At 69.8% G+C, this 24,246-nt stretch carries 23 protein-coding genes; 13 read left to right on the top strand and 10 right to left on the bottom strand.

The features are described 5' to 3' along the window. Positions 1-20: 20 nt before the first annotated feature. The 3 genes from PGH47_RS13040 to PGH47_RS13050 form a co-directional block, all read right to left on the bottom strand. Positions 21-596 carry a TerD family protein gene (locus tag PGH47_RS13040; RefSeq protein WP_030944541.1) on the bottom strand — a complete coding sequence of 192 codons (576 nt, stop codon included), beginning with the start codon at positions 594-596 and terminating at the stop codon, positions 21-23. A 138-nt stretch (positions 597-734) separates the two neighbouring features. After that, a complete protein-coding gene (locus PGH47_RS13045; RefSeq protein WP_269639883.1) occupies positions 735-1,193 on the bottom strand; it encodes a peroxiredoxin in 459 nt (152 codons plus the stop codon). 118 nt (positions 1,194-1,311) lie between these two features. After that, on the bottom strand, positions 1,312-1,749 hold the full coding sequence (locus PGH47_RS13050) for a DUF3052 domain-containing protein (protein ID WP_269639882.1): 438 nt from the start codon (positions 1,747-1,749) through the stop codon (positions 1,312-1,314). A gap of 353 nt (positions 1,750-2,102) precedes the next feature. On the opposite strand from PGH47_RS13050, the gene aceE reads away from it, so the two are divergent. Together aceE and PGH47_RS13060 are read left to right on the top strand one after the other, a co-directional pair. After that, entirely contained in the window at positions 2,103-4,850 is a 2,748-nt protein-coding gene (gene aceE / locus PGH47_RS13055) for a pyruvate dehydrogenase (acetyl-transferring), homodimeric type (protein WP_271663563.1), read from the top strand. Positions 4,851-4,933: 83 nt separating this feature from the next. Continuing rightward, the gene (locus PGH47_RS13060; RefSeq protein WP_271663564.1) at positions 4,934-5,749 is read left to right on the top strand and encodes a potassium channel family protein; all 816 of its coding nucleotides are present in this window, start codon (positions 4,934-4,936) and stop codon (positions 5,747-5,749) included. Positions 5,750-5,833: 84 nt separating this feature from the next. Here the strand turns inward: PGH47_RS13060 and PGH47_RS13065 are convergent, their stop codons facing one another. Continuing rightward, complete coding sequence (locus PGH47_RS13065; protein WP_271663565.1) at positions 5,834-6,139, bottom strand: small hydrophobic protein; 306 nt, start codon at positions 6,137-6,139, stop codon at positions 5,834-5,836. Positions 6,140-6,373: 234 nt separating this feature from the next. After that, entirely contained in the window at positions 6,374-7,993 is a 1,620-nt protein-coding gene (locus tag PGH47_RS13070) for an MFS transporter (protein WP_214331608.1), read from the bottom strand. A gap of 66 nt (positions 7,994-8,059) precedes the next feature. On the opposite strand from PGH47_RS13070, the gene PGH47_RS13075 reads away from it, so the two are divergent. The 3 genes from PGH47_RS13075 to PGH47_RS13085 all read left to right on the top strand — a co-directional run bounded on the left by PGH47_RS13075 (position 8,060) and on the right by PGH47_RS13085 (position 10,915). Beyond that, on the top strand, positions 8,060-8,686 hold the full coding sequence (locus tag PGH47_RS13075) for a TetR family transcriptional regulator (RefSeq protein ID WP_271663566.1): 627 nt from the start codon (positions 8,060-8,062) through the stop codon (positions 8,684-8,686). Between the two features lie 93 nt (positions 8,687-8,779). Further along, positions 8,780-9,997: an alpha/beta hydrolase gene (locus tag PGH47_RS13080; RefSeq protein WP_271663567.1), complete on the top strand. Its 1,218-nt coding sequence runs from the start codon at positions 8,780-8,782 to the stop codon at positions 9,995-9,997. 57 nt (positions 9,998-10,054) lie between these two features. Further along, complete coding sequence (locus tag PGH47_RS13085; RefSeq protein ID WP_271668043.1) at positions 10,055-10,915, top strand: DUF4429 domain-containing protein; 861 nt, start codon at positions 10,055-10,057, stop codon at positions 10,913-10,915. A gap of 162 nt (positions 10,916-11,077) precedes the next feature. On the opposite strand, the gene PGH47_RS13090 is transcribed toward PGH47_RS13085, so the two are convergent. Together PGH47_RS13090 and PGH47_RS13095 are read right to left on the bottom strand one after the other, a co-directional pair. Then, positions 11,078-12,091: an aldo/keto reductase gene (locus PGH47_RS13090; protein WP_271663568.1), complete on the bottom strand. Its 1,014-nt coding sequence runs from the start codon at positions 12,089-12,091 to the stop codon at positions 11,078-11,080. Next, positions 12,088-12,561 carry a MerR family transcriptional regulator gene (locus PGH47_RS13095; RefSeq protein ID WP_271663569.1) on the bottom strand — a complete coding sequence of 158 codons (474 nt, stop codon included), beginning with the start codon at positions 12,559-12,561 and terminating at the stop codon, positions 12,088-12,090. The genes PGH47_RS13090 and PGH47_RS13095 overlap by 4 nt, the downstream gene beginning before the upstream one ends. 144 nt (positions 12,562-12,705) lie before the next feature. Between PGH47_RS13095 and PGH47_RS13100 the strand changes: the two genes are divergently transcribed. Next, positions 12,706-13,521, top strand: coding sequence for a serine hydrolase domain-containing protein (locus tag PGH47_RS13100; protein ID WP_125523751.1), 816 nt, complete (start codon positions 12,706-12,708; stop codon positions 13,519-13,521). 6 nt (positions 13,522-13,527) lie between these two features. On the opposite strand, the gene PGH47_RS13105 is transcribed toward PGH47_RS13100, so the two are convergent. Both PGH47_RS13105 and PGH47_RS13110 read right to left on the bottom strand, forming a co-directional pair. Further along, the gene (locus PGH47_RS13105; protein ID WP_271663570.1) at positions 13,528-15,783 is read right to left on the bottom strand and encodes an MMPL family transporter; all 2,256 of its coding nucleotides are present in this window, start codon (positions 15,781-15,783) and stop codon (positions 13,528-13,530) included. Positions 15,784-15,866: 83 nt separating this feature from the next. Continuing rightward, the gene (locus PGH47_RS13110; protein ID WP_271668044.1) at positions 15,867-16,520 is read right to left on the bottom strand and encodes a pirin family protein; all 654 of its coding nucleotides are present in this window, start codon (positions 16,518-16,520) and stop codon (positions 15,867-15,869) included. Positions 16,521-16,606: 86 nt separating this feature from the next. Between PGH47_RS13110 and fasR the strand changes: the two genes are divergently transcribed. The 5 genes from fasR (at position 16,607) to fabF (ending at position 21,538) form a co-directional block, all read left to right on the top strand. Beyond that, positions 16,607-17,812: a fatty acid biosynthesis transcriptional regulator FasR gene (fasR, locus tag PGH47_RS13115; RefSeq protein WP_093745868.1), complete on the top strand. Its 1,206-nt coding sequence runs from the start codon at positions 16,607-16,609 to the stop codon at positions 17,810-17,812. A gap of 89 nt (positions 17,813-17,901) precedes the next feature. Then, positions 17,902-18,813, top strand: coding sequence for an ACP S-malonyltransferase (locus tag PGH47_RS13120; RefSeq protein ID WP_107906776.1), 912 nt, complete (start codon positions 17,902-17,904; stop codon positions 18,811-18,813). A 15-nt stretch (positions 18,814-18,828) separates the two neighbouring features. Then, on the top strand, positions 18,829-19,830 hold the full coding sequence (locus PGH47_RS13125) for a ketoacyl-ACP synthase III (protein WP_107906775.1): 1,002 nt from the start codon (positions 18,829-18,831) through the stop codon (positions 19,828-19,830). A gap of 102 nt (positions 19,831-19,932) precedes the next feature. Beyond that, positions 19,933-20,181, top strand: coding sequence for an acyl carrier protein (locus PGH47_RS13130; RefSeq protein WP_004001566.1), 249 nt, complete (start codon positions 19,933-19,935; stop codon positions 20,179-20,181). A gap of 85 nt (positions 20,182-20,266) precedes the next feature. Continuing rightward, entirely contained in the window at positions 20,267-21,538 is a 1,272-nt protein-coding gene (gene fabF, locus PGH47_RS13135) for a beta-ketoacyl-ACP synthase II (protein WP_176577297.1), read from the top strand. Between the two features lie 66 nt (positions 21,539-21,604). Here the strand turns inward: fabF and PGH47_RS13140 are convergent, their stop codons facing one another. Continuing rightward, the gene (locus tag PGH47_RS13140; protein WP_030955030.1) at positions 21,605-22,099 is read right to left on the bottom strand and encodes a DUF3145 domain-containing protein; all 495 of its coding nucleotides are present in this window, start codon (positions 22,097-22,099) and stop codon (positions 21,605-21,607) included. A gap of 267 nt (positions 22,100-22,366) precedes the next feature. Between PGH47_RS13140 and PGH47_RS13145 the strand changes: the two genes are divergently transcribed. Together PGH47_RS13145 and PGH47_RS13150 are read left to right on the top strand one after the other, a co-directional pair. Further along, a complete protein-coding gene (locus tag PGH47_RS13145; protein WP_271663571.1) occupies positions 22,367-23,257 on the top strand; it encodes an SGNH/GDSL hydrolase family protein in 891 nt (296 codons plus the stop codon). A gap of 10 nt (positions 23,258-23,267) precedes the next feature. Next, on the top strand, positions 23,268-24,245 hold the full coding sequence (locus tag PGH47_RS13150) for an aldose epimerase family protein (protein WP_271663572.1): 978 nt from the start codon (positions 23,268-23,270) through the stop codon (positions 24,243-24,245). Position 24,246: the final 1 nt, after the last annotated feature.

Here is a 24,246-nt window from a genome sequence, read left to right on the forward strand (position 1 = left end):
TCACATCTCGGATGCCGAACTCAGACGTTCACACCGAAGTCCTGCGCGATGCCGCGCAGGCCCGACGCGTAGCCCTGGCCGATGGCGCGGAACTTCCACTCCGCACCGTGGCGGTACAGCTCGCCGAAGACCATGGCGGTCTCGGTGGACGCGTCCTCGCTGAGGTCGTAGCGAGCGATCTCGGCGCCGCCGGCCTGGTTCACGACACGGATGAACGCGTTGCGCACCTGGCCGAAGGACTGCTGACGGTTCTCGGCGTCGTAGATCGAGACCGGGAAGACGATCTTCTCGATGTCGGCCGGGACGCCCGCGAGGTTGACCTTGATCTGCTCGTCGTCGCCCTCGCCCTCACCGGTGAGGTTGTCGCCGGTGTGCTCGACCGAGCCGTCGGAGCTCTTGAGGTTGTTGAAGAACACGAAGTTGGCATCGCTGCCGACCTTGCCCGTGTTGTTCAGCAGCAGCGCGCTGGCGTCGAGGTCGAAGTCCGTGCCCGTCGTGGTGCGCACGTCCCACCCCAGACCGACGATGACCGCGGTCAGGCCGGGCGCTTCCTTGCTCAGTGATACGTTGCCGCCCTTGCTGAGGCTGACTCCCACGAGTCCTCCATTGGTGTCCAGGGGCGGGGAGCCCCGCCGTGCGTTTGATATCGGATCAACGACTCGATCCTAGTGACGGGTTCCCGTGGCTCGCATGGCTTGGTGCCGAAGAATCACAGGTGTCGGTCACGGGAGGGGTCAGAGGGTGTCTAGCGCCGCGACGTACTCGTTCAGGTCACGCGCGTCCGGCAGGGCGTTGACGACGGTCCAGCGGACGACGCCCTCCTTGTCGATGACGAAGGTGCCGCGCACCGCGCAGCCCTTGTCCTCCGCGAAGACGCCGTAGGCCCGGCTGACCTCGCCGTGCGGCCAGAAGTCGCTGAGCAGCGGGTATTCCAGGCCCTCCTGCTCGCCGAAGACGCGCAGGGTGTGGATGGAGTCGTTGGAGACGGCGAGCACCTGGGTGTCGCGGTCGGAGAACTTCGGGAGGTTGTCGCGGACCTCGCACAGCTCGCCCGTGCACACGCCGGTGAAGGCGAAGGGGTAGAAGAGCAGGACGACGTTCTGGGAACCACGGAAGTCGGAGAGCTTCACGGTGGCGCCGTGGTTGTCCTTGAGCTCGAAGTCGGGGGCCTTGTCGCCGACCTGGATCGCCATCTTCGTGGATGTCCCTTCGGTGGGGCTGTTCGGGTGGGACCCACCCTATGCAGCGGCCACCGCGCGCAGCGCAGAAGGCCGGGCCGGGCTCCTCGGCCCGACCCGGCACAGCCACCGGTTACTTCTTGGACTTGGCGGCCTTGGGCGTCACCAGCCGGCTGCCGCTCCAGTCCTTGCCGACGCTGACGCTCTTGGACGCCGACAGTCCCGCCGTGGTCGCGGCTTCGGAGATGTCGCTGGGCTCCACGTAGCCGTCACGGCCGGTCTTCGGTGTGAGGAGCAGGATCGAGCCACCTTCTTCGATGTACGTGGTGGCATCCACCAGCGCATCCGTCAGGTCGCCGTCCTCGTCGCGGAACCACAGCACCACGGCGTCTGCGACGTCGTCGTACTCCTCGTCCACCAGCTGGCTGCCGATGACTTCCTCAATGGACTCGCGGAGCTCCTGGTCGACGTCGTCGTCGAAGCCGATCTCCTGGACCACCTGCTCGGGCTGGAACCCCAGCCTGACGGCAGGGCTCGTCCGCTCCTCCGCGTGGTCCGCGGTCGCGCTCACGGGTTGCCTCCTGATCATGTCTTGGGAATAACTCAGCCACGCGCGTGCGCGAAGCATTGGCCGTAGTCCACACGGGCGGGACGGATCGCGCAAGTACCCGGCCGTTCAGACCGCCGAAACGGTGACGATCCTGAACGTGTCACCGCAACTCCAGGCACACCCTCATGGTCTCAAGGTGACGCGCACCACACCAATCTGCCCCCTTTGTGAGTTTGGGAACCATGACTGGGTACTCCACCGTTCACGAAGCGCCGGTTACCTAACAGTAGAGATGACGTTTGGCGCCCCGAGGTACACGATGGGGAGCGGTGCAGACACCCAGAAATACGGCCCTCTGACAGGTAAGGAACAGCGTGGCTTCCGGATCAGATCGCAACCCGATCATCATTGGCGGCCTTCCGAGTCAGGTTCCTGACTTCGATCCCGAGGAAACCCAGGAGTGGCTCGATTCGCTCGACGCCGCCGTGGACGAGCGCGGCCGGGAGCGGGCCCGCTATCTGATGTTGCGGCTGATCGAGCGGGCGCGTGAGAAGCGCGTGGCCGTGCCCGAGATGCGCAGCACGGACTACGTCAACACCATCGCGACCAGGGACGAGCCGTTCTTCCCGGGCAACGAGGAGATCGAGCGCAAGATCCTCAACGCCACCCGGTGGAACGCCGCGGTGATGGTGTCCAGGGCACAGCGCCCCGGCATCGGCGTCGGCGGTCACATCGCCACCTTCGCCTCCTCCGCCTCCCTCTACGACGTGGGCTTCAACCACTTCTTCCGGGGCAAGGACGAGGGCGACGGCGGCGACCAGGTCTTCTTCCAGGGCCACGCCTCCCCGGGCATCTACGCGCGCGCGTTCCTGCTGGACCGCCTCAGCGAGCAGAACCTCGACGCGTTCCGCCAGGAGAAGTCGAAGGCGCCGTACGGACTGTCCTCCTACCCGCACCCGCGGCTGATGCCGGACTTCTGGGAGTTCCCGACCGTGTCGATGGGCCTCGGCCCGATCGGCGCGATCTACCAGGCGCGGATGAACCGCTACATGGAGGCGCGCGGCATCGCGGACACCTCCAAGTCGCACGTGTGGGCGTTCCTCGGCGACGGCGAGATGGACGAGCCGGAGTCGCTCGGCCAGCTGTCCATCGCCGCCCGTGAGGGCCTGGACAACCTGACCTTCGTGGTGAACTGCAACCTCCAGCGCCTCGACGGCCCGGTGCGGGGCAACGGCAAGGTCATCCAGGAGCTGGAGTCGATCTTCCGCGGCGCCGGCTGGAACGTGATCAAGCTCATCTGGGACCGCACCTGGGACCCGCTGCTCGCCCAGGACCGCGACGGCCTGCTGGTCAACCGCATGAACACCACGCCGGACGGCCAGTTCCAGACGTACGCCACCGAGACGGGCGCGTACATCCGCGACCACTTCTTCGGCGACGACCAGCGGCTGCGCACGATGGTCGAGGGCATGACCGACGACCAGATCCTGCACCTGGGCCGCGGCGGTCACGACCACAAGAAGATCTTCGCGGCCTTCTCGGCGGCCAAGGCGCACAAGGGCCAGCCGACGGTGATCCTCGCCAAGACGATCAAGGGCTGGACCCTCGGTCCCAACTTCGAGGGCCGCAACGCCACGCACCAGATGAAGAAGCTGACGGTCGACGACCTCAAGCGCTTCCGCGACCGGCTGCACCTGCCGATCGCCGACAAGGACCTGGACAGCGGAGCGCCGCCGTACTACCACCCGGGGCGCGACTCCGAGGAGATCCAGTACATGCACGACCGCCGCAAGGGGCTCGGCGGTTACGTCCCGACGCGTGTGGTGCGCTCCCAGCCGCTGGCGCTGCCGGACGACAAGACGTACGCGACCGTGAAGAAGGGCTCGGGCCACCAGTCCATCGCGACGACCATGGCCTTCGTCCGGCTCCTCAAGGACCTCATGCGGGACAAGGAGATCGGCAAGCGGTTCGTGCTGATCGCGCCGGACGAGTACCGCACGTTCGGCATGGACTCCTTCTTCCCGAGTGCGAAGATCTACAACCCGCTCGGCCAGCAGTACGAGTCGGTCGACCGTGATCTGCTGCTCGCGTACAAGGAGTCGCCGCAGGGCCAGATGCTGCACGACGGCATCTCGGAGGCCGGCTGCACGGCCTCGCTGATCGCGGCGGGCTCGGCGTACGCCACACACGGCGAGCCGCTGATCCCGGTGTACGTCTTCTACTCGATGTTCGGTTTCCAGCGCACCGGCGACCAGTTCTGGCAGATGTCGGACCAGCTGGCGCGCGGTTTCGTACTGGGTGCGACCGCCGGCCGTACGACCCTGACCGGCGAGGGCCTCCAGCACGCGGACGGCCACTCCCAGCTGCTCGCCTCCACGAACCCGGGCTGTGTCGCCTACGACCCTGCCTACTCGTACGAGATCGCGCACATCGTGCAGGACGGTCTGCGCCGGATGTACGGCGGCGACGCCGAGCACCCGCACGGCGAGGACGTCTTCTACTACCTCACCGTCTACAACGAGCCCATCCAGCACCCGGCCGAGCCTACGAGCGTCGACGTCGAGGGCATCCTCAAGGGCGTCCACCGGCTGAGCGAGGGCACCGCGGGGTCGATCCCGGCGCAGATCATGGCCTCGGGTGTCGCCGTCCCGTGGGCGATCGAGGCGCAGAAGATCCTCGCCGAGGAGTGGAACGTCAAGGCCGACGTCTGGTCGGCGACGTCCTGGAACGAGCTGCGGCGCGAGGCCGTGGAGTGCGAGGAGCACAACCTGCTGCATCCCGAGGAGGAGCAGCGGGTGCCGTACGTGACCCGGAAGCTGAGCGGGGCCGAGGGGCCGTTCGTGGCCGTCTCCGACTGGATGCGGTCGGTGCCGGACCAGATCGCGCGCTGGGTGCCGGGCACCTACCAGTCGCTGGGCGCGGACGGCTTCGGCTTCGCGGACACCCGTGGCGCGGCCCGCCGCTTCTTCCACATCGACGCCCAGTCGATCGTGGTCGGGGTGCTGACCGAGCTGGCCAAGGAGGGCAAGGTGGACCGGTCGGCGCTGAAGCAGGCGATCGACCGCTACCAGCTGCTCGATGTGTCGGCGGCGGACCCGGGCGCCGCGGGAGGCGACGCGTAGCGTCCGTCAACCGCCAGAAGGGGTGGTGTTCCCGTGGGTGACCAGGGGATACACCACCCCTTCACATTTCCTACGATGCGGCCATGAAGCAAGCGGTGGCGCAGTTGCGCTGGGAGCGGCACGCCCAGCGGCCCCTGTTCGGTCTGGCCCTGGCGTTCGCCGTGGCCTATGCGGTGCCGATCGTCCGGCCCGACGCGAGCCGCGTGGTCGTGGACACGTGCCTCGCGGTGGAGTGGGTGGTGTGGGGCGCGTTCGCGCTGGACTACGTGGTCCGGCTGGCGCTCGCCGAGCGACGGCGGGACTTCGTACGGTCGCACTGGCTGGACCTCGGCGCGGTGCTGCTGCCGCTGATACAGCCGTTGCGGCTGCTGCGGCTGGTGTCGACGCTGCTGCTGGTGGGGCAGCGGGCGCGGATGGCGTCCCAGATACGGCTCACCACGTATGTCGCCGGCGCCGTGGTCGGGCTGATGATGTTCGGCTCGCTGGCGGTGCTGTCCGTCGAACGGGACTCACCGAACGGGAACATCAAGACGCTGGGTGACGCGGTGTGGTGGTCGTTCACGACGATGACGACCGTGGGGTACGGCGATCACGCCCCGACCACGGGGGTGGGGCGGATGCTCGCCGTCGGGCTGATGCTCTCCGGCATCGCTCTGCTCGGTGTGGTCACCGCGAACATCGCCGCGTGGTTCATAGCCCGGTTCGAGATGGACGACGTCGAAGAGCGCCGCCAGACCGAGGCGATACGCGTGCTCACGGAGGAGGTCCGGGCACTGCGGGCGGAGGTCGCGGCGCTGTCCGGGGCCGATGTGAGTGTGCCGGCCCCAGGAGCGCGGGGAACGGCGCGATCAGCCCCTGACCCGCAGCCGCCCTCGGACGTACAGACCCGAGGACTGTGATGCGTCTGCGGGCCGGTGGGGCTGGTCGCGCGGTTCCCCGCGCCCCTTACGGGGCGCCACGGCACCGGACTCCAGCGGGACCGCTCAGAACAGCCCGCCGCCCGGCGAAGCCGCGCCCGCCAGCCAGATGATCGCCAGCAGTGTGTCTATCGCGCCCAGCACCACCGCGACCAACGCCGAGACGTGGCGAGACCCGGACCAGGTGCGGCCCATGGACAGCCAGCCGCAGGCGATCGCCACCGGGCCGAGGATGATGCCCAGTACGAAGAAACCGGCGATCGCGCAGATGGCTCCGATGATTCCCAGAGTCGCGCGGTCCGGCCCGGTCCGTGACCACGTCCGGCCACGTGAGCGGGGGTGCCTGCGCGTGCTGTGTCCGAAGCCTGCCATCGTCAACTCCCTGAGTCGGCGTTCGACTTGGCGGGTACCCACGGCACGCGCTTCATGCCTCGATGTCCGGACCCCGGCGCGCTGACCCCCTCCGGCAGCGCGCCGCAGGCCCTGGCTTGACCCACTGTGACCTGCGGCGAATGCCGATCGGGAGGGATCTTCGGCGTTGTCACCCTGATAGGGGAACCAACGCCCGGATCCCTCCCGACGAGTCCAACCGGCGCCCTGGGCGCGTCAGATGTGCGCGGCGCCCGCTCCGGCTTCCGCGTTCTCGCCGCGCTTGGTGAGGAACGCGACCGCGACCGCCACGAGCGCCACACCGGCGGCGACGAGGGAGGCGAGGCTCATGCCGGAGATGAACGTGTCGTGCGCCACGTCCGTGATCTTCGTGACGACGGCGTCCGGCGTGCCCGGCGCGACCGGGGCCACACCCACCTGGACCGCCTCGGAGGCCTGGGCCTCCTGGGCCGGGGTGAGCGCCGGGAGCCCGGCGTCCGCCCAGTTGCCGGCGAGGTCGCTGTCGACCTTGGAGGCCATGACGGCGCCGAGGACGGCCGTACCGAGGCTGCCGCCGATCTGCATCGCGGCCTGCTGGAGACCGCCGGCCACACCGGACAGCTCCATGGGCGCGTTGCCGACGATGACCTCGGTGGCGCCGACCATGACCGGCGCGAGGCCGAGGCCGAGCAGGGCGAACCAGACCGACATGATGCCGCTGCCGGTGTCCGTCTGAAGCGTGGACATGCCGTACATGGCGATCGCGGTGAGGGCCATGCCGCCGGCCAGCGGGACCCGCGGGCCGAACTTGGTGATCATCGCGCCCGCGAGCGGGGAGCCGACGATCATCATGCCGGTGAGCGGCAGCAGGTGCAGGCCCGCGTCGATCGGGCTCATGCCGTGGACGTTCTGGAGGTAGAACGTCACGAAGAACAGGCCGCCCATGAAGGCGATGGCCATCAGGACCATCAGGACGACACCCGCGGACAGCGGGACCGAGCGGAACAGCGCGAGCGGGATCAGCGGTTCGCGGACCTTCGTCTCCCAGAAGCCGAAGAGCGCGAAGCCGATCACCGAGGCGGCTATGAACGCCCACGTCTTGCCGTCGCCCCAGCCCCACTCGGGGGCCTTGATGAGCGCCCAGACCAGGCAGAACATCGCGGCGGACAGCAGGGCGATGCCCAGGATGTCGAAGGAGCGCGGGGCCTTCTCGGCACGGTGGTCGAGCAGGATCAGCACACCGAGGACGACGGCGAGGATGCCGACCGGCACGTTGATGAAGAACACCGACTGCCAGTTGACGTGCTCGACGAGGACGCCGCCGAGGATCGGGCCGCCGGCGGTCGAGGCGCCGATGACCATGCCCCAGATGCCGATGGCCATGTTGAGCTTCTCGGCCGGGAAGGTGGCACGCAGCAGGCCGAGCGCGGCCGGCATGAGCAGCGCGCCGAACAGGCCCTGGAAGACACGGAAGGTGACGACCAGCGCGATGCTGTCGGACATGCCGATGGCACCGGAGGCGGCGGCGAAGCCGACCACGCCGATCAGGAAGGTCTGGCGGTGCCCGAAGCGGTCACCGAGCTTGCCCGCGGTGATCAGGGAGACCGCGAGGGCGAGGAAGTAGCCGTTGGTGATCCACTGCACCTCGGCGAAGGTGGCGCCGAGGTCCTTCTGGATGGCCGGGTTGGCGATGGCCACGATGGTGCCGTCGAGGGCCACCATCATGACCCCGACCGCGACGGTGATGAGGGTGAACCAAGGGTGCCCGCGAAGCCCCTTGGCCGGTGCCGCGTCCGACGGGACCGCCGGTGCGTCGCCCCCCGACCCCGTCTTGTCGATGGTGGTCTGACTAGTCATGTGTTCGAGGCTAATGACAGCCGCTGACAATTGACAAACCAATTCACAAGTCGGTAACTGACACCTATGGAAACACTGCGCGAACGCAAGAAGCAGCGCACCCGGGACTCGCTGCTGCGTACCGCGCTGGAGCTCTTCACCAGCCAGGGCTATGAGCACACGACCGTCGACGACATCGCCGCGGCCGTCGATGTGTCGCAGCGCACGTTCTTCCGGTACTTCGCCGGCAAGGAGGAGGCCGCCCTGGCGCTCCAGGACATGACCGTGGCGCACTTCCTGGACGCGGTGCGCGCCCGCCCGGCGCACGAGCCGCCCATGGAGGCGCTGCGGCAGGCGGTCCTGGAGGGCTGGGACACGCTGAACGACGTGATCGAGGCCGTCGCGCCGGTCGAGCTCTACCTGCGCATGTACCAGGTGGTGGAGTCGACGCCCGTGCTGCTCGCCGCCCATCTGCGCCGGTCCGTCGAGATCGAGGAGGCCATCGCGCTCATCCTCGCCGAGCGCGAGGGCGTCGACCCGGACACCGATCCGCGGCCGCGCCTGACGGTGGCCGTGTTCGGCGGGGTGATGCGACTGACGGAGCGTCAGTGGAGTACGGGAGAGGACTTCAGCCTCGACGCGATGCGGGCACTGACCGTCTCGTATCTCGAGCAGATCGGCCCCGCACTCAGCGAGAGCTGGCGAACACACTGAGGTCATGGGCGTGTTCGCAGCGCTGTGATCGAAACGTGATACCTGTCACTTGGTTAACGCGAGACCCTCCCGTTCTCCTAGTGTGTCCTCCCAGTGACTTCCTTCGACACCTCCCCGCAACTGAACGTCTGGCGCGCTCTTCTCGCGCTGGCCGTGGTGTTCGTGATGCTGGCGACCACCGGTTGGACCGCCCTGCGACACCACCGCGGCTCCGCTCCGCTCCAGGCCTCGATCAGCGCCTGGGAGCGCGGCAGCATCGCCGGGCACGAACTGCCGGCCGTGAACTCCTCCCCCACGCGGCTCGCCCGGTTCTTCGCCTCGCTCACCGACGCACAGCGCACGAGCCTCGCCGACCGCTATTCGCTCGCGGTCGGCAACATGAACGGCGCGCCGGTCGAGCTGCGCTACCGCGCGAACCGCTTCGCGCTCGACGACGCCCGTGACGTCGAGCGCAAACGCATGCACGACAAACGGCTCACGCCCGACGGGCAGCGCGAGGCGGGCCGCCGTATGCATCGCTTCGAGGACATGATGCGGCCGCAACGGCACATCCTCGCCTTCGATCCGGACGGCTCCGGGCGGGCCGCCGAGGTGTTCGGAGACCTGACCAGGGCCGAGCGGATCTCGGTCGTCGTCCCCGGCGTCGACACCGATCTGCTCACCTTCCAGCGCACCAACCGCAAGTACACGGCACCGGTCGGCATGGCCGAGTCGCTGTACGCGGCCGAGCGCGAGGCCGACTCGACGACACGCACGGCCGTGATCGCCTGGGCCGACTACACCGCGCCGAACGGGCTCGGCATCGACTCGGCGACCGCGATGCGGGCCCAGTCGGGAGCCGTACGGCTGAACGCGCTGGTGCGGGGCCTGCCCGGCAGTTCGCCCGTCTCCCTGTTCTGCCACAGCTACGGCTCGGTGCTGTGCGGCCTCGCCGCGCCCGCGCTGCCGGAGCGGGTGGCCGACATAGCGGTGGCCGGCAGCCCCGGGATGCGGGTCGCGAAGGCTTCCCAGCTGGGTACGTCCGCACGCGTGTGGGCGATGCGGGACGCGGACGACTGGGTGCAGGACGTGCCGTATCTGGAGGTCGGCGGGCTGGGGCACGGGGAGGACCCGGTGTCCTCGGCTTTCGGCGCCCGGGTGCTGTCGGCGTGGGACGCGAAGGGCCACGCCGGTTATTTCGAGCCGGGCACGGAGAGTGTGGCGAACTTCGCCGAGATCGGCGTTGGCGCATACCACGCGGTGCGCTGCGCACACGATGCCGAGGCCTGTCGGGCGGGTTTGTCCGACACGGCGTCGGCCGGACGCGCGTAGACGCGCAGGAATTGCGGTGTGCGCGAGGTGGCGACGGAGGAGCACGTGCCGCATACGATGAGCCGCATGGGTGACGTACTGGCCGGATTTCATGCCGCCTGGGAGTTCGAGTCCGACTCCGTGCTCATCCGTTACGAACGGGGGATTCGAACACCTAAGCTCTTTCAGGCGCTCGGTGAGCGTCGTGTTCCCTATGCGGCGATCGGTGCGGTGACGCTGACGCACGGCAAACGCGGAACCGTCGCCCTGTGCATCGAGCCCAGGCCCGGCGCAGATCCGCTGCTGGAGGCGGCGGCAGGGCAGTTGAAGGAGAGCGGCGACCCGTACCGGCTGGTGCTGCCCGCGGAGCGCGAGACGCTGGCCGAGTACTACGGCGACGAACTGCGGGCGCAGCTTACGGAGTCCGGGCCGGCGGAGGAGTTCCTCGTGGGGGCGCCCGAGGTGCCGATGCACTTCAAGGCGTATGACGCGAAAGCCACCTTTGACGGCAAAATCGTCCGTTTCAGGTGGTTTTGGACCGGTGCGTCCTCGGCGAAGTGGAAGGCCGGGGACCAGAGTTTCCCGGTGGCCGAGCTGAGCGGCGTGGAGTGGCGGTCGCCGGAGGTGTTCGAGGGGCATCTACGGCTGCTGCGGCGGGACTCGGCGGACGGACAGCCGGCGCAGGCGGATCAGGATCCGGCGGCCGTCGTGTTCGGGCTCGGGTACGGGCCTGTGCACGAGTCGTTGCCGTTCGCGGCGGCGGTTCTGTCGGCCGTGCGGAGGCGTGGGCCGGTCGCCGCGGTGCCGGCCAGTGCGCCGAGGCGCGATCCGGCCGACATCGCGGAGAGGATCCGGCATCTGGGCGAGCTCCATGAAGCGGGGCTCGTGACGGACGAGGAGTTCTCGTCCAAGAAGGCGGAGTTGCTGGCGGAGCTTTAGGGCTTCGCCTTCTGCCGGGTACTGGTCGTTCGGCGGGTGCGGGTCGGTGGGGGCCGGTCGCGCAGTTCCCCGCGCCCCTGAGGGAGTTGCAGATCCCGGCGCCTCGGAGCGCCGCGGCTTTCCTCCTCGAAAGGCCGCGGCTCTCCGCCTCGGTGGGGCGTGCTACTCCCTGCCCGCCGAAGCGAACCGCATGTCCGCGTACCTGTCTCCGGCCACCTTCGATGCGATCGGCTCCAGCAGCGCCAGCTCCTCCTCGGTCAGGACGATCCGGGTCGCCGCCGTGTTCTCCTCGACGCGGGACGGCTTGCGGGTGCCCGGGATCGGGACGATCGGGAGGCCGTGCACCGATGCGCGCTGCTGGACCCAGGCCAGGGCGATCTGTCCGAGCGTCGCTCCGTGGGCCTCGGCGACCGTGCGGATCGGGTCCAGGAGGGCGGCGTTGGCCGCGGCGTTCTCGCCGGTGTAGCGGGGCTGCTGGCGGCGGAAGTCGTCGGCGGTGAGGTCCTCGGCCTTGGCGAAGGAGCCGGTGAGGAAGCCGCGGCCGAGCGGGGAGTACGGCACCAGGGTCACGCCCAGTTCCCGGGCGGCCGGCACCACCTTCGCCTCGATGTCACGGCTGAACAGCGACCACTCGGACTGCACGGCCGCGATCGGGTGCACGGCGTGCGCGGTGCGCAGCTCGTCCCCCGTCACCTCGCTGAGGCCCAGTTGCTTGATCTTGCCCTCGCGGACCAGCTCCGCCATGACGCCGACGGTCTCCTCCAGGGGGACTTTCACGTCGCGGCGGTGCATGTAGTAGAGGTCGATCACGTCGACGTCCAGGCGCTTCAGGCTCGCCTCGACGCACTGGCGTATGTAGGGCGCGTCGTTGCGGATGATCCGCCTGGTCGGGTCCTCGGGGTGGATCGCCAGGGCGAACTTCGTGGCGATCACCAGCTCGTCGCGGTGGGCCCGGAAGAACGGGGAGAGGAACTTCTCGTTCTCCCCCGCCCCGTACGCGTCCGCCGTGTCGTACAGCGTGACGCCCAGTTCCAGGGCCCGCTCCAGGGTCGCCCTGGACTCGTCCGCGTCCGACGGGCCGTACGCGAAGCTCATGCCCATGCAGCCGAGGCCCTGGACTCCGACCTCGGGTCCGGTCGCGCCGAGTCGTGCCGTCGCGATCCTGCTGTCGGTCATACCGCGTTCTCCGTCTTCTCCTGCTCGAACAGACGCCCTGCGTCCGCGTAGAAACTGATCTTCCGGTCGAGCACGGCGAGCGTGTCCTGGAGCTCGGCGATCCGCGCGAGGACGTCGCGCCGGGTCGTCTCCAGCAGTTCGAAGCGCTCGCCGAAGGTGTGGTCGCCCTCGCGCACCAGCTCGGCGTACCGGACCATGTCGGCGACGGGCATGCCGGTCAGCCGCAGCTTGCCGACGAGGTCGAGCCAGTCCAGGTCCCGGTTGCTGTAGCGGCGCTGGCCCGTGTGGGAGCGGTCGACGTGCGGCATCAGACCGATCCGCTCGTACCAGCGCAGGGTGTGGGCCGTCAGACCGGTGAAGGCGACGACCTCGCTGATCGTGTAGCTGTCCTGGCCCGCGGGCCGCCGATGGGGGTGCGGCGGGGCGGCGCAGGTGTCGGTCCTGGTACTCGTGGTCTCCATCACCGTCATGACCTCAACGCTATGACCTTGGAGTGCGCTCCAAGCAAGCGGAAACGGTAAGAAAACCGCGGGACATGACGGGATCACTATGGCTCACGCGCGCCCGCGACCCCTCGATGCGCCGGCACCTTCGGGCCGCATAGGCTCGACGGCATGTCCTTGCAGAGCCTCGCACTGATCGAGAACTGGCCCGTGCCCACCGCGGCGGCGGGTGTCGTACGCGCGGACGGCACGGTCGTGGGTACGCACGGTCCCGTCGGGCACCGCTTCCCACTGGCCTCGGTCACCAAGCCGCTGGCCGCGTACGCGGTCCTCGTCGCCTACGAGGAGGGCGCGGTCGAGCTCGACGAGCCGGCCGGGCCCGCGGGGTCGACGGTGCGGCACCTGCTCGCGCACACCTCGGGGCTGGCCTTCGACGAGCACCGGGTGACGGCCCCGCCCGGGGAGCGCCGGCTGTACTCCAACGCCGGGTTCGAGCAGCTCGGGGACCATGTGGCCAAGGCGACGGACATCCCGTTCGCGGAGTATCTGCGCCAGGCGGTCCTGGAGCCGCTGGGCATGACGGCCACGTCCCTGGAGGGCTCCCCGGCCAAGGACGGCGTGTCGAGCGTCGAGGACCTGCTGCGGTTCGCCGCCGAGGTGCAGGCGCCCCGGCTGCTGGACCCGCGCACGGTCGCCGAGGCGATGACCGTCCAGTACCCGGGGACGAAGGGCGTCCTGCCTGGGTACGGGCACCAGAACCCCAACGACTGGGGTCTCGGCTTCGAGATCCGCGACGGAAAGTCCCCGCACTGGACGGGCGCCTCGTCCTCGCCGCGCACCTTCGGGCACTTCGGGCAGTCGGGTACGTTCCTGTGGTTCGACCCCGAGGCGGGCGCGGCCTGCGTCGCGCTGACGGACCGGGCGTTCGGGCCGTGGGCGGTCGAGGTGTGGCCGCCGTTCACGGACGCGGTGCTGGCGGGGCTGTAGGCCCGGTCACCCGTCCTTGGGCGACCCGGGCTCCGGCAGGGCGCCGAGTTCCTCGCCCGCGCCCTCGGTGTCGATGTGCGGCAGGATCCTGTCCAGCCAGCGGGGCGTCCACCAGGCGTGCTCGCCCAGCAGCGTCATCACGGCGGGCACCATGAGCAGCCGGACCACCGTGGCGTCGATGAGCACACTGACGGCGAGTCCCAGGCCCAGCATCTTGACGACGATGTTGTCGCTGATGATGAAGGCCGCGAACACGCTCACCATGATCAGCGCCGCGCAGGTGATCACACGTGCGGTGATCTCCAGCGCGTGCGCGACCGAGTCCTTGGCGTCCCCGGTGCGCTTCCACGCCTCGTGCACCCGGGACAGCAGGAAGATCTCGTAGTCCATGCTCAGACCGAAGATGATCGCGAACATCATCATCGGCACATAGCTCTCGATGGGCACCTTGCCGTGCACGCCCAGCGCGGGCCCGCCCCAGCCCCACTGGAAGACGGCGACCACGACGCCGTACGAGGCCGCGATCGACAGGACGTTGAGGACGGCCGCCTTCACCGCGACCAGCAGGCCGCGGAAGACCGCGAGGACGATCAGGAAGGCGAGGCCGACCACGACGAGGATGATCAGCGGCAGCCGCTCGGCGACGATGTTGCGGAAGTCGACCTGGGCGGCCGTGGTCCCGGTGACGTAGCCCTTGGCGTCGGTGCCGGACGCCGCGTCGGGGAGCGTGTGGTCGTAGAGCCGGTTGACGAGGTTGGTGGTGTCCTTGTTCTGCGGGGACACCGACGAGTAGACCGTGCCGACCAGGACGTCGCCGTCCTGGGTCGGTTGCAGTGGGCTGACGAAAGAGGTGCCGGACGCGTCGTTCAGGGCCTGCTGGGTCTTCGAGGCCAGGTCGGAGCGCTGCGAGTCCGGAACGTTCGTCTGGTCCACGACGACGGTGAGCGGCCCGTTGGAGCCCGCGCCGAAGGCGTCCGTCATCAGGTCGAAGGCCCGCCGGTCGGTGAAGGACGTGGGATCGGCGCCGTCGCCGATGTGGCCGAGCTGGATCGAGAAGACGGGGATGGCCAGCACCGCGACGGTGACCACGCCGGCGGACAGATACCGCCACGGATGGTGCTCCACGCGCTTGGCATAGCGGTGCCAGGTGCCCTGCGAGATGTCGCCTCCGGGTTCGGTCTCGGCGATGGGCCTGCGCACGTGCCAGCGGTCGATGTTGTGGCCGACCAGCCCCAGCAGGGCCGGGACCAGGGTCAGCGCGCCCAGGACGGCGGAGACGACCGTGACGGCCGCGGCGACGCCCAGCAGGCCGATGAAACTCACGCCGGACACCCACAGGCCCATCAGGGCGACGATCACCGTGGTGCCGGAGACCAGCACCGCGCGTCCGCTGGTGGCGGCGGCGTGTCCCGCGGCGCGCACCGGATCGGCGCCGTCCATGAGGTTCTGCCGGTGCCGGGTGAGCAGGAAGAGGGCGTAGTCGATGCCGACCCCGAGGCCGATCATCGTGGCCAGGGTGGGCGAGACGGTGGCGAAGGTGAACGCGATGGCGAGCAGCCCGAGGCAGGCCAGTCCGCCGACCACCGCGATCAGGGCGGAGATCAGCGGCAGGAACGCGGCGATCAGGCTGCCGAAGCCGATCAGCAGGACGACGATGGCCACACCGAACCCGATCGCCTCGCTGATCCGGTCGTTGCCGGCGGGCCGCTCCAGCTCGCCGAGCGATCCGCCGTACTCGACCTCGACGCCGGCCTGTCTGAGCGGCTCCACGGCGTTGTCGACGCCGTTCAGGTAGCTGTCGCCGAGGAGGGAGGGCTGTTCGTCGAAGCGGATGGTGATGTAGCCGGTCTTCCCGTCCGAGGACAGCGGCCCGACCTTGGAGGAGGTGGCCTCCAGCGGGTTCTGCACGCTCAGCACGTGCGGCAGCTTCTGGAGGTCGGCGACGGTGGTCGACATCTGTGAGCCGAACGAGGTCAGGGGCTTGTCCGCGTCGTGCATGACGATCTGGCTGCTGTAGCCGCCGGCCTGCGGATCGTGCTCCTTGAGGACGTCCAGGCCCTCCTCGGACTGCACGTCGGACAGGGCGAAGTTGTCCGAGTACTCCCCGCCGTGGATGTGGTTGAGAGCCTGGAGCACGCCGAGCGCCACGACCCAGGCGACGATCACGATCACGAAGTGGTGGGCACACCACTCACCGAGCCGTCGCAGTCCCCCACTTTTCGGGGCATCGCCCCGTCCCCCTTCGGCCTTGCGTCTTGCCATGGGCTCGGCTCTTCTCTGCCGGGCGGGTTCGAGACCTCCATTTGACGATGCCCCGACCGATCGGGCATCTCGAACATCACCCGCTAGCCGGCCATCTCCCACATCAGCAGCTCCGCCGCGCTCACCCCCACCGCCTCCACGTCCTTGGCGTCCGTGATGCGGGCCGCGTCCCCGGCGCCCAGCTCCTCGCCGTCCAGGCGCACCGCGCCGCGCACGACATGCACGTACAGATACGCCCCGTCCGGTACGGCCGTCCGCTCGCCCGCGCCCAGCCGGCGTACATGGAGCATGGCGCCGGCCTCCGGCACGGCGTACGGCGTGGAGTCGGCGATGCCGTGGACGATCTCGTACGCGCTCTCGCCGCCCGGCGAGAGCGGGGCCAGCCAGGTCTGGAGGAAGGTCAGGGGCACCTCGGCGTCGTTGCGCTCGACGTGCCGTACGCCGCCCGCCGAGCTGAGCCGCTGGACGTCACCGGGGCCGACCCGGGTCTCGTGGCCGGTGGAGTCGCGGTGGGTGAGCTCGCCCTCGACGACCCAGGTCACGATCTCGGTGTGGCTGTGCGGGTGCTCGTCGAAGCCGGCGCCGGGCGCGAGCCGCTCCTCGTTGCAGGCGATCATCACACCGAAGCGGAGGTTGTCGGGGTCGTAGTGCGGGCCGAAGGAGAAGGCGTGGCGCGACTCGATGCCCGAGGCCGGATCCCCTCCCGGATAGCGCTCCGCGGCGCGCCGTACATCCATCACGGCACCACCGTAGCCGCACCGGGAAAGGCTCACCCGCGACCCTCCGGCACGCACTCGCGTCCGGATAAGGCAGTCTTGTCCCCGTGCCCGAACCCGAAGCCCGAAATTCCCCCGCCGCCGCACACGACGCCCATGACCACTCCGCGACCCTGAAGCGGCTGGAGAAGTCCTCCGGTTCCCTCGCCGCGCAGGCCATCGCGCGGATGGACGAGACGCTGCCGTGGTACCGGGCCATGCCCCCGGAGAACCGTTCCTGGATCGGGCTCGTCGCCCAGGCTGGTATCGCCGCCTTCACCGAGTGGTTCCGGCATCCCGACGCGCCGCAGGCGATCTCCACCGACGTCTTCGGGACCGCCCCGCGCGAACTGACCCGCGCCATCACGCTGCGCCAGACCGTGGAGATGGTGCGCACGACCATCGAGGTCATGGAGTCGGCGATCGACGAGGTCGCCGCTCCCGGCGACGAGAGCGTGCTGCGCGAAGCGCTGCTCGTCTACGCCCGGGAGATCGCCTTCGCCACCGCCCAGGTCTACGCCCAGGCCGCCGAGGCACGCGGTGCCTGGGACGCCCGCCTGGAGTCGCTCGTGGTCAACGCCGTCCTCAGCGGCGAGGCCGACGAGGGCGCCGTGTCGCGGGCCGCGGCGCTCGGCTGGAACTCGCCCGAGCATGTGTGCGTGGTGCTCGGGACGGCGCCCGACGGGGACAGCGAGCTGACCGTGGAGGCCATCCGGCGGGCCGCGCGGCACGCGAAGCTCCAGGTGCTGACCGGGGTGCTCGGGGACCGGCTGGTGGTGATCGCGGGCGGCAGCGACAGCCCGCTCGCCGTGGCCAAGTCGCTGATCGGGCCGTATGCCGCCGGGCCCGTGGTCGCGGGCCCCGTCGTACCGGATCTGCTGGCCGCGACGCGGTCCGCGCAGGCCGCGGCGGCCGGGCTGAAGGCGTGTTCCGCCTGGCAGGACGCCCCGCGGCCGGTGCTCGCCGACGATCTGCTCCCGGAGCGTGCCATCGCGGGCGATCCGAGTGCGCGCGAGCAGTTGGTGGAGGAGATCTACAGACCGCTTGAGGAAGCAGGCTCCGCTCTTCTGGAGACGCTCTCCGTCTATCTCGAACAGGCGAGCAGTCTGGAGGGCGCGGCGCGGATGCTGTTCGTGCATCCCAACACCGTGCGCTACCGGCTTCGACGTGTGACTGACGTCACCGGCTGGTCGCCGTCCGATGTACGCTCCGCGTTCACTTTGCGGATCGCGCTGATCCTGGGGCGTCTGGCCGACGGCGATCTCCAGCTCTAGGCTTTTGTCGGGGCCCCACAAAACCCCCTCGTGTTCTTCGTCCTTGTCCCCACGGGCGGCGCTGCCCGTCCCCAAGAGAGAGTGTGAGAGTGCTCGTACTCGTCGCTCCCGGCCAGGGCGCCCAGACGCCCGGCTTCCTGACCCCCTGGCTCGAACTGCCCGGTGCCGCCGACCGCCTCGGTGCCTGGTCGGACGCCATCGGACTGGACCTCGCCCACTACGGGACGCAGGCCGACGCCGACGCCATCCGGGACACCGCCGTGGCGCAGCCGCTGCTCGTCGCGGCCGGCATCCTGTCCGCCGCGGCACTCGGTGACATTGCTCCCGGTGCCGTCGCCGGCCACAGCGTCGGTGAGATCACCGCGGCCGCCTACGCGGGCGTCCTCGACGACACCGCCGCGCTGACCCTCGTGCGCAAGCGGGGCCTGGCCATGGCCGAGGCCGCCGCGATCACCGAGACCGGCATGTCGGCGCTGCTCGGCGGCGACCCCGAGGTCAGCGTCGCGCACCTGGAGAAGCTGGGCCTGACCCCGGCGAACATGAACGGCGCCGGCCAGATCGTGGCCGCGGGCACCATGGAGCAGCTCGCCGCGCTGAACGAGGACAAGCCGGAGGGCGTGCGCAAGGTCGTCCCGCTGAAGGTCGCCGGCGCGTTCCACACGCACCACATGGGCCCGGCCGTCGACAAGCTGGCCGAGGCGGCCAAGGAGCTCGTCCCCGGCGACCCCAAGGTCACCTACGTCTCCAACAAGGACGGCCACGCGGTCGCCACCGGTGCCGAGGTGCTGGAGCGGCTCGTCGGGCAGGTCGCCAACCCGGTCCGCTGGGACCTGTGCATGGAGACCTTCAAGGAGCTCGGCGTCACGGCCCTGATCGAGGCGTGCCCGGGCGGCACGCTGACCGGGCTGGCCAAGCGCGCGCTGCCGGGTGTGAAGACCCTGGCTCTCAAGACCCCCGACGACCTGGACGCTGCTCGCGAGCTCATCGCAGAGCACGCCTGACAAGGAGCCCGGAGCATGGCGAAGCTGAAGCCCAGCAAGGGCGCCCCGTACGCGCGCATCCTCGGCGTGGGCGGTTACCGTCCCACGCGTGTGGTGCCCAACGAGGTGATCCTGGAGAAGATCGACTCGTCCGACGAGTGGATCCGTTCGCGCTCCGGCATCGAGACGCGGCACTGGGCGAGCGACGAGGAGACCGTCGCCGCGATGTCGATCGAGGCGTCCGGCAAGGCCATCGCCGACGCCGGGATCTCCGCCGAGCAGATCGGCGGCGTGATCGTCTCGACCGTCTCGCACTTCAAGCAGACCCCGGCCGTCGCCACCGAGATCGCCGACAAGCTCGGCACGAACAAGGCCGCCGCCTTCGACATCTCGGCCGGCTGCGCGGGCTTCGGCTACGGTCTCACCCTCGCCAAGGGCATGATCGTCGAGGGTTCCGCCGAGTACGTCCTGGTCATCGGCGTCGAGCGGCTGTCCGACCTCACCGACCTGGAGGACCGCGCGACGGCCTTCCTGTTCGGCGACGGCGCCGGGGCGGTCGTCGTGGGCCCCGCCAAGGAGCCCGCCATCGGCCCGACCGTCTGGGGCTCCGAGGGCGACAAGTCCGAGACGATCAAGCAGACCGTGCCGTGGACGGACTACCGCGCCGGCGAGGTCGACAAGTTCCCCGCGATCACGCAGGAGGGCCAGGCGGTCTTCCGCTGGGCCGTGTTCGAGATGGCGAAGGTCGCCCAGCAGGCGCTGGACGCGGCCGGGATCACCTCGGACGACCTGGACGTCTTCATCCCGCACCAGGCCAACGAGCGGATCATCGACTCGATGGTGAAGACACTCAAGCTGCCGGAACACGTCACGGTCGCCCGTGACGTGCGCACCACCGGCAACACCTCGGCCGCCTCGATCCCGCTCGCGATGGAGCGGCTCCTGGCGACCGGCGAGGCGAAGAGCGGCGACACCGCGCTCGTCATCGGATTCGGGGCGGGTCTCGTATACGCCGCGACGGTCGTTACTCTCCCCTAGGCACTCCGTGCCGGATCATGTGAGCCGGCACGGGAAACGCACCACCTGCCGCTCACGCGGCGGACGCCAAACCCTCTGAGATATCTACGAAGGAGCGCCAAGATGGCCGCCACTCAGGAAGAGATCGTCGCCGGTCTCGCCGACATCGTGAACGAGATCGCCGGCATCCCGGTTGAGGACGTCCAGCTGGACAAGTCCTTCACCGACGACCTGGACGTCGACTCGCTGTCCATGGTCGAGGTCGTCGTCGCCGCCGAAGAGCGCTTCGACGTCAAGATCCCGGACGAGGACGTCAAGAACCTCAAGACCGTGGGCGACGCGACCGACTACATCCTCAAGCACCAGGGCTGATCCTCCGATCCACCCTGGGGCTGCCTGCCCCGCCACCCGGCGGTGGCGCCGCTGAATCCTCGTATCCGTTGGAGAAAGAATTCCCGTGAGCTCGACCAATCGCACCGTGGTCGTCACCGGTATCGGCGCAACCACACCGCTGGGTGGCGACGCAGCCTCTACCTGGGAGGGCCTGATCGCCGGCAAGTCCGGCGTCAAGCCCCTGGAGCAGGAATGGGCCGCCGAGCAGGCGGTCCGCATCGCCGCGCCGGTCGCCGTGGAGCCGACCGAGGTCATCCCCCGGCCGCAGGCCCGCCGCCTGGACCGCTCGGCGCAGTTCGCGCTGATCGCGGCCAAGGAGGCCTGGGCCGACGCCGGTTTCGAGGCCAAGGCCGGTGAGGACCCGAAGGTCGACCCCGACCGCCTCGGTGCCGTCATCGCCTCCGGCATCGGTGGCGTGACGACCCTGCTCGACCAGTACGACGTGCTCAAGGACAAGGGCGTTCGCCGTGTCTCGCCGCACACCGTCCCCATGCTGATGCCGAACAGCCCCTCCGCGAACGTGGGTCTGGCCGTGGGCGCCCGTGCGGGCGTGCACACGCCGGTCTCCGCGTGCGCCTCGGGCGCCGAGGCCATCGGCTACGCCATCGAGATGATCCGCACCGGCCGCGCCGACATCGTCGTCGCGGGTGGCACGGAGGCGGCGATCCACCCGCTGCCGATCGCCGCGTTCGGCAACATGATGGCGATGTCCAAGAACAACGACGACCCGCAGGGCGCGTCGCGTCCCTACGACGTCGCCCGCGACGGCTTCGTCCTCGGTGAGGGCGCCGGCGTGGTCGTCCTGGAGTCCGCCGAGCACGCCGCGAAGCGCGGGGCCCGGGTGTACGCCGAGGCGGTCGGGCAGGGCATCTCCGCCGACGCGCACGACATCGTGCAGCCGGAGCCGGAGGGGCGGGGCATCTCGCAGGCCCTGCAGAACCTGCTGGACCGCAACGACCTGGACCCGGCGGAGATCGTGCACGTCAACGCGCACGCGACGTCGACGCCGGCCGGTGACATCGCCGAGCTGAAGGCGCTGCGGAAGGTGTTCGGTGACGACGCCGACCACATGGCCGTGTCGGCCACCAAGTCGATGACGGGTCATCTGCTGGGTGGCGCCGGTGGTGTGGAGACCGTGGCGACGGTGCTCGCGCTGTACCACCGGGTGGCTCCGCCGACCATCAACGTCGAGAACCTGGACCCGGAGGCCGAGGCGAACGCCGACGTCGTCCGCGGCGAGGCCCGCAAGCTGCCCGTGGAGGGCCGCATCGCCGCGCTGAACGACTCGTTCGGCTTCGGCGGGCACAACGTGGTGCTGGCGTTCCGGACGGTCTGAGCGACCTCTGTACGTACGTGAAGGGCCCCCACCTCCCGAGGTGGGGGCCCTTCACATGTCCGGGACTCAGACCACTTGGTGCAACCAGCGCACCGGTGCGCCCTCGCCCGCGTATCTGAAGGGCTCCAACTCGTCGTCCCACGGCTTGCCGAGGAGTTTGGCGATCTCGGCCTCCAGGTCCGTCTCGTCGCGCTGTGAGCGGGCGAGGGCGGCGCGCAGGCGGTCCTCCGGGATGAGGATGTCGCCGTGGATGCCGGTCACGGCGTGGAAGATGCCGAGTTCGGGCGTGCAGCTGTAGCGCTCGCCCTCTGCGGTGGGGCAGGGCTCGGCCGTCACCTCGAAGCGCAGCAGGTGCCAGCCGCGCAGGGCGGAGGCCAGCTTGGAGGCGGTGCCCGCCTCGGCCTGCCAGGAGAACTCCGAGCGCCAGGTGCCGGGCGCGGCGGGCTGCCGGATCCAGTCGAGGTTGACGCGCGTGCCGAGCACCCCGGCGACGGCCCACTCGACGTGCGGGCACAGCGCGCGCGGCGCGGAGTGCACGTACAGAACTCCACGTGTCGTCACCGGGACCTCCGGGCAGAGCGGACATCTTGCGAACTGGCGGACGATCGTGGCCGGGCGGCCACGTTGATGGCGAGGCTACCGTGCGGCGGCGCAAGGAGTGTGACGTACCGTCGGTCCAGGTGCCGTCAAACGCCCGCCATTCACCCGGGGGGACGCTTGTACGGGTGTGAGCCGTTGCATCGGCCGGGCGGGAACCCTCGTGCGTTGTTATTGGTTGGACACTTCAGTGGGTGGCCGACCGGGACGGACGAGGGGATGGACCAGGGCATGCCGAAGCGACGGCACCTTTCGCGCACCGTCCTGGCCGCCGTGACCGCGGCGGTCCTTGGTGCCGCCGGCTGTGACGCCGTCGGCGGCGACTCGCCGGCACCCTCCGGCACCGACGCGCGCAGCACCCGCCCGTCGCCGAAGCCGACGCCCACCTGGGACCGCAGCCCGGCCTCCGTCGCGGCCGTGGGCGACTCCATCACCCGTGGTTTCGACGCCTGCTCGGTCCTGTCGGACTGCCCCGAGGTGTCCTGGGCGACCGGCAGCAGCCCCCGGGTCGACAGCCTGGCCGTGCGGCTGCTGGGGAGGACGAAGGCGGCCCGGCAGAGCTGGAACTACGCGGTGACCGGGGCCCGGATGGCGGACGTTCCCGGGCAGATGGCCCAGGCGGCGACACGCAGGCCCGAGTTGGTGGCGGTGATGGCGGGGGCGAACGACGCCTGCCGTGCGTCGACCGACGCGATGACCCCCGTGGCCGACTTCCGGGCGCAGTTCGAGGACGCGATGAGCACGCTGCGCGAGTCGCTGCCGAAGACGCAGGTGTTCGTGGCGAGCGTGCCGAATCTGATGCGGCTGTGGGAGCAGGGCCGTACCAACCCGCTGGGCAAGCAGGTGTGGAAGCTCGGCATCTGCCCGTCGATGCTGAGCGACCCCGACTCCCTCACCACGCAGTCCAACCAGCGGCGCGAGACGGTGCAGGGGCGTGTCGAGGCGTACAACAAGGTGCTGAAGGAGGTCTGCGGGAAGGACCGCCGGTGTCGTTTCGACGACGGGGCGGTGTACGACTTCCGGTTCGGCACCGAGCAGCTGAGCCAGTGGGACTGGTTCCATCCGAGTGTCGACGGCCAGGCACGGCTGGCCGAGATCGCCTACCGGACAGTCACGAACTAGTGTTCCGCTCATGAGCGAACACTTCGGCACACTTTCCGACGGCACCGAGGTCCACCGATGGACCCTGGAGCGCGCCGGCGTGCGGGTACGAGTGCTGTCGTACGGCGGGATCGTGCAGTCGCTCGAGGTGCCCGACCGGGACGGGCACCGGGCGGACGTGGTGCTGGGGTTCGCCGGCCTCGACGAATATCTGACCCACCCGGGGCCCTATCTCGGCGCCCTCATCGGGCGGTACGCCAACCGGATCGCCGGCGGCCGCTTCCCGCTGGACGACCTGACGTACGCGCTGGAGCCCAACACGCCGCCCAACTCCCTGCACGGCGGCGAGCGCGGCTTCGACAAGCGGGTGTGGGACGTGACGCCCGTCGAGCACGGGCTGCGGCTGGAGCGGGTCAGCCCGTACGGCGAGGAGGGCTTCCCGGGCCGGCTGGAGGTCACGGTGACCTACACGCTGGACGCCGACGGGGCGCTGCGGATCGCGTACGAGGCGGTGACGGACGCGCCGACCGTGGTGAACCTGACCAATCACAGCTACTTCAACCTCGCCGGGGCAGGTTCCGGCAGCGCGGGCGGGCACGAACTGCGGCTGGCGGCCTCCCGGTTCACCCCGGTGGACGGGGACCTCATTCCGACCGGCGCCCTGGACGACGTCACGGAGACCCGCTTCGACTTCCGTCAGGCGCGCAAGGTCGGCGCCGGGTACGACCACAACTTCGTGCTCGACAAGGGCGTGACGGCGACCGCGCAGGAGGTCGCCGAGCTGTACGACCCGTCGAGCGGGCGGGTGCTGACGGTGGCGACGACCGAGCCCGGCCTCCAGCTCTACACCGGCGATCATCTGCCCGAGCCGTTCGCTCCGGGTGACGGCATCGCGCTGGAGACCCAGCACTTCCCCGACTCCCCGAACCGGCCGGAGTTCCCGAGCACCGTGCTGCGGCCGGGCGAGGTCTTCCGCTCGGAGACGGTGTACGGCTTCTCGGCGCGCTGAG

Source organism: Streptomyces sp. HUAS 31, from assembly GCF_028198125.1.
Lineage (GTDB): Bacteria > Actinomycetota > Actinomycetes > Streptomycetales > Streptomycetaceae > Streptomyces > Streptomyces chartreusis.

What these genes read in the sequence shown, in the direction of transcription:
- PGH47_RS13045 (WP_269639883.1), bottom strand. Translation starts at nt 1,193, where the DNA reads ATGGCGATCCAGGTCGGCGACAAGGCCCCCGACTTCGAGCTCAAGGAC.
- PGH47_RS13060 (WP_271663564.1), top strand. Translation starts at nt 4,934, where the DNA reads ATGAAGCAAGCGGTGGCGCAGTTGCGCTGGGAGCGGCACGCCCAGCGG.
- PGH47_RS13065 (WP_271663565.1), bottom strand. Translation starts at nt 6,139, where the DNA reads ATGGCAGGCTTCGGACACAGCACGCGCAGGCACCCCCGCTCACGTGGC.
- PGH47_RS13070 (WP_214331608.1), bottom strand. Translation starts at nt 7,993, where the DNA reads ATGACTAGTCAGACCACCATCGACAAGACGGGGTCGGGGGGCGACGCA.
- PGH47_RS13075 (WP_271663566.1), top strand. Translation starts at nt 8,060, where the DNA reads ATGGAAACACTGCGCGAACGCAAGAAGCAGCGCACCCGGGACTCGCTG.
- PGH47_RS13085 (WP_271668043.1), top strand. Translation starts at nt 10,055, where the DNA reads ATGAGCCGCATGGGTGACGTACTGGCCGGATTTCATGCCGCCTGGGAG.
- PGH47_RS13090 (WP_271663568.1), bottom strand. Translation starts at nt 12,091, where the DNA reads ATGACCGACAGCAGGATCGCGACGGCACGACTCGGCGCGACCGGACCC.
- PGH47_RS13095 (WP_271663569.1), bottom strand. Translation starts at nt 12,561, where the DNA reads ATGACGGTGATGGAGACCACGAGTACCAGGACCGACACCTGCGCCGCC.
- PGH47_RS13100 (WP_125523751.1), top strand. Translation starts at nt 12,706, where the DNA reads ATGTCCTTGCAGAGCCTCGCACTGATCGAGAACTGGCCCGTGCCCACC.
- PGH47_RS13105 (WP_271663570.1), bottom strand. Translation starts at nt 15,783, where the DNA reads ATGGCAAGACGCAAGGCCGAAGGGGGACGGGGCGATGCCCCGAAAAGT.
- PGH47_RS13110 (WP_271668044.1), bottom strand. Translation starts at nt 16,520, where the DNA reads ATGGATGTACGGCGCGCCGCGGAGCGCTATCCGGGAGGGGATCCGGCC.
- PGH47_RS13125 (WP_107906775.1), top strand. Translation starts at nt 18,829, where the DNA reads ATGGCGAAGCTGAAGCCCAGCAAGGGCGCCCCGTACGCGCGCATCCTC.
- PGH47_RS13130 (WP_004001566.1), top strand. Translation starts at nt 19,933, where the DNA reads ATGGCCGCCACTCAGGAAGAGATCGTCGCCGGTCTCGCCGACATCGTG.
- PGH47_RS13145 (WP_271663571.1), top strand. Translation starts at nt 22,367, where the DNA reads ATGCCGAAGCGACGGCACCTTTCGCGCACCGTCCTGGCCGCCGTGACC.
- PGH47_RS13150 (WP_271663572.1), top strand. Translation starts at nt 23,268, where the DNA reads ATGAGCGAACACTTCGGCACACTTTCCGACGGCACCGAGGTCCACCGA.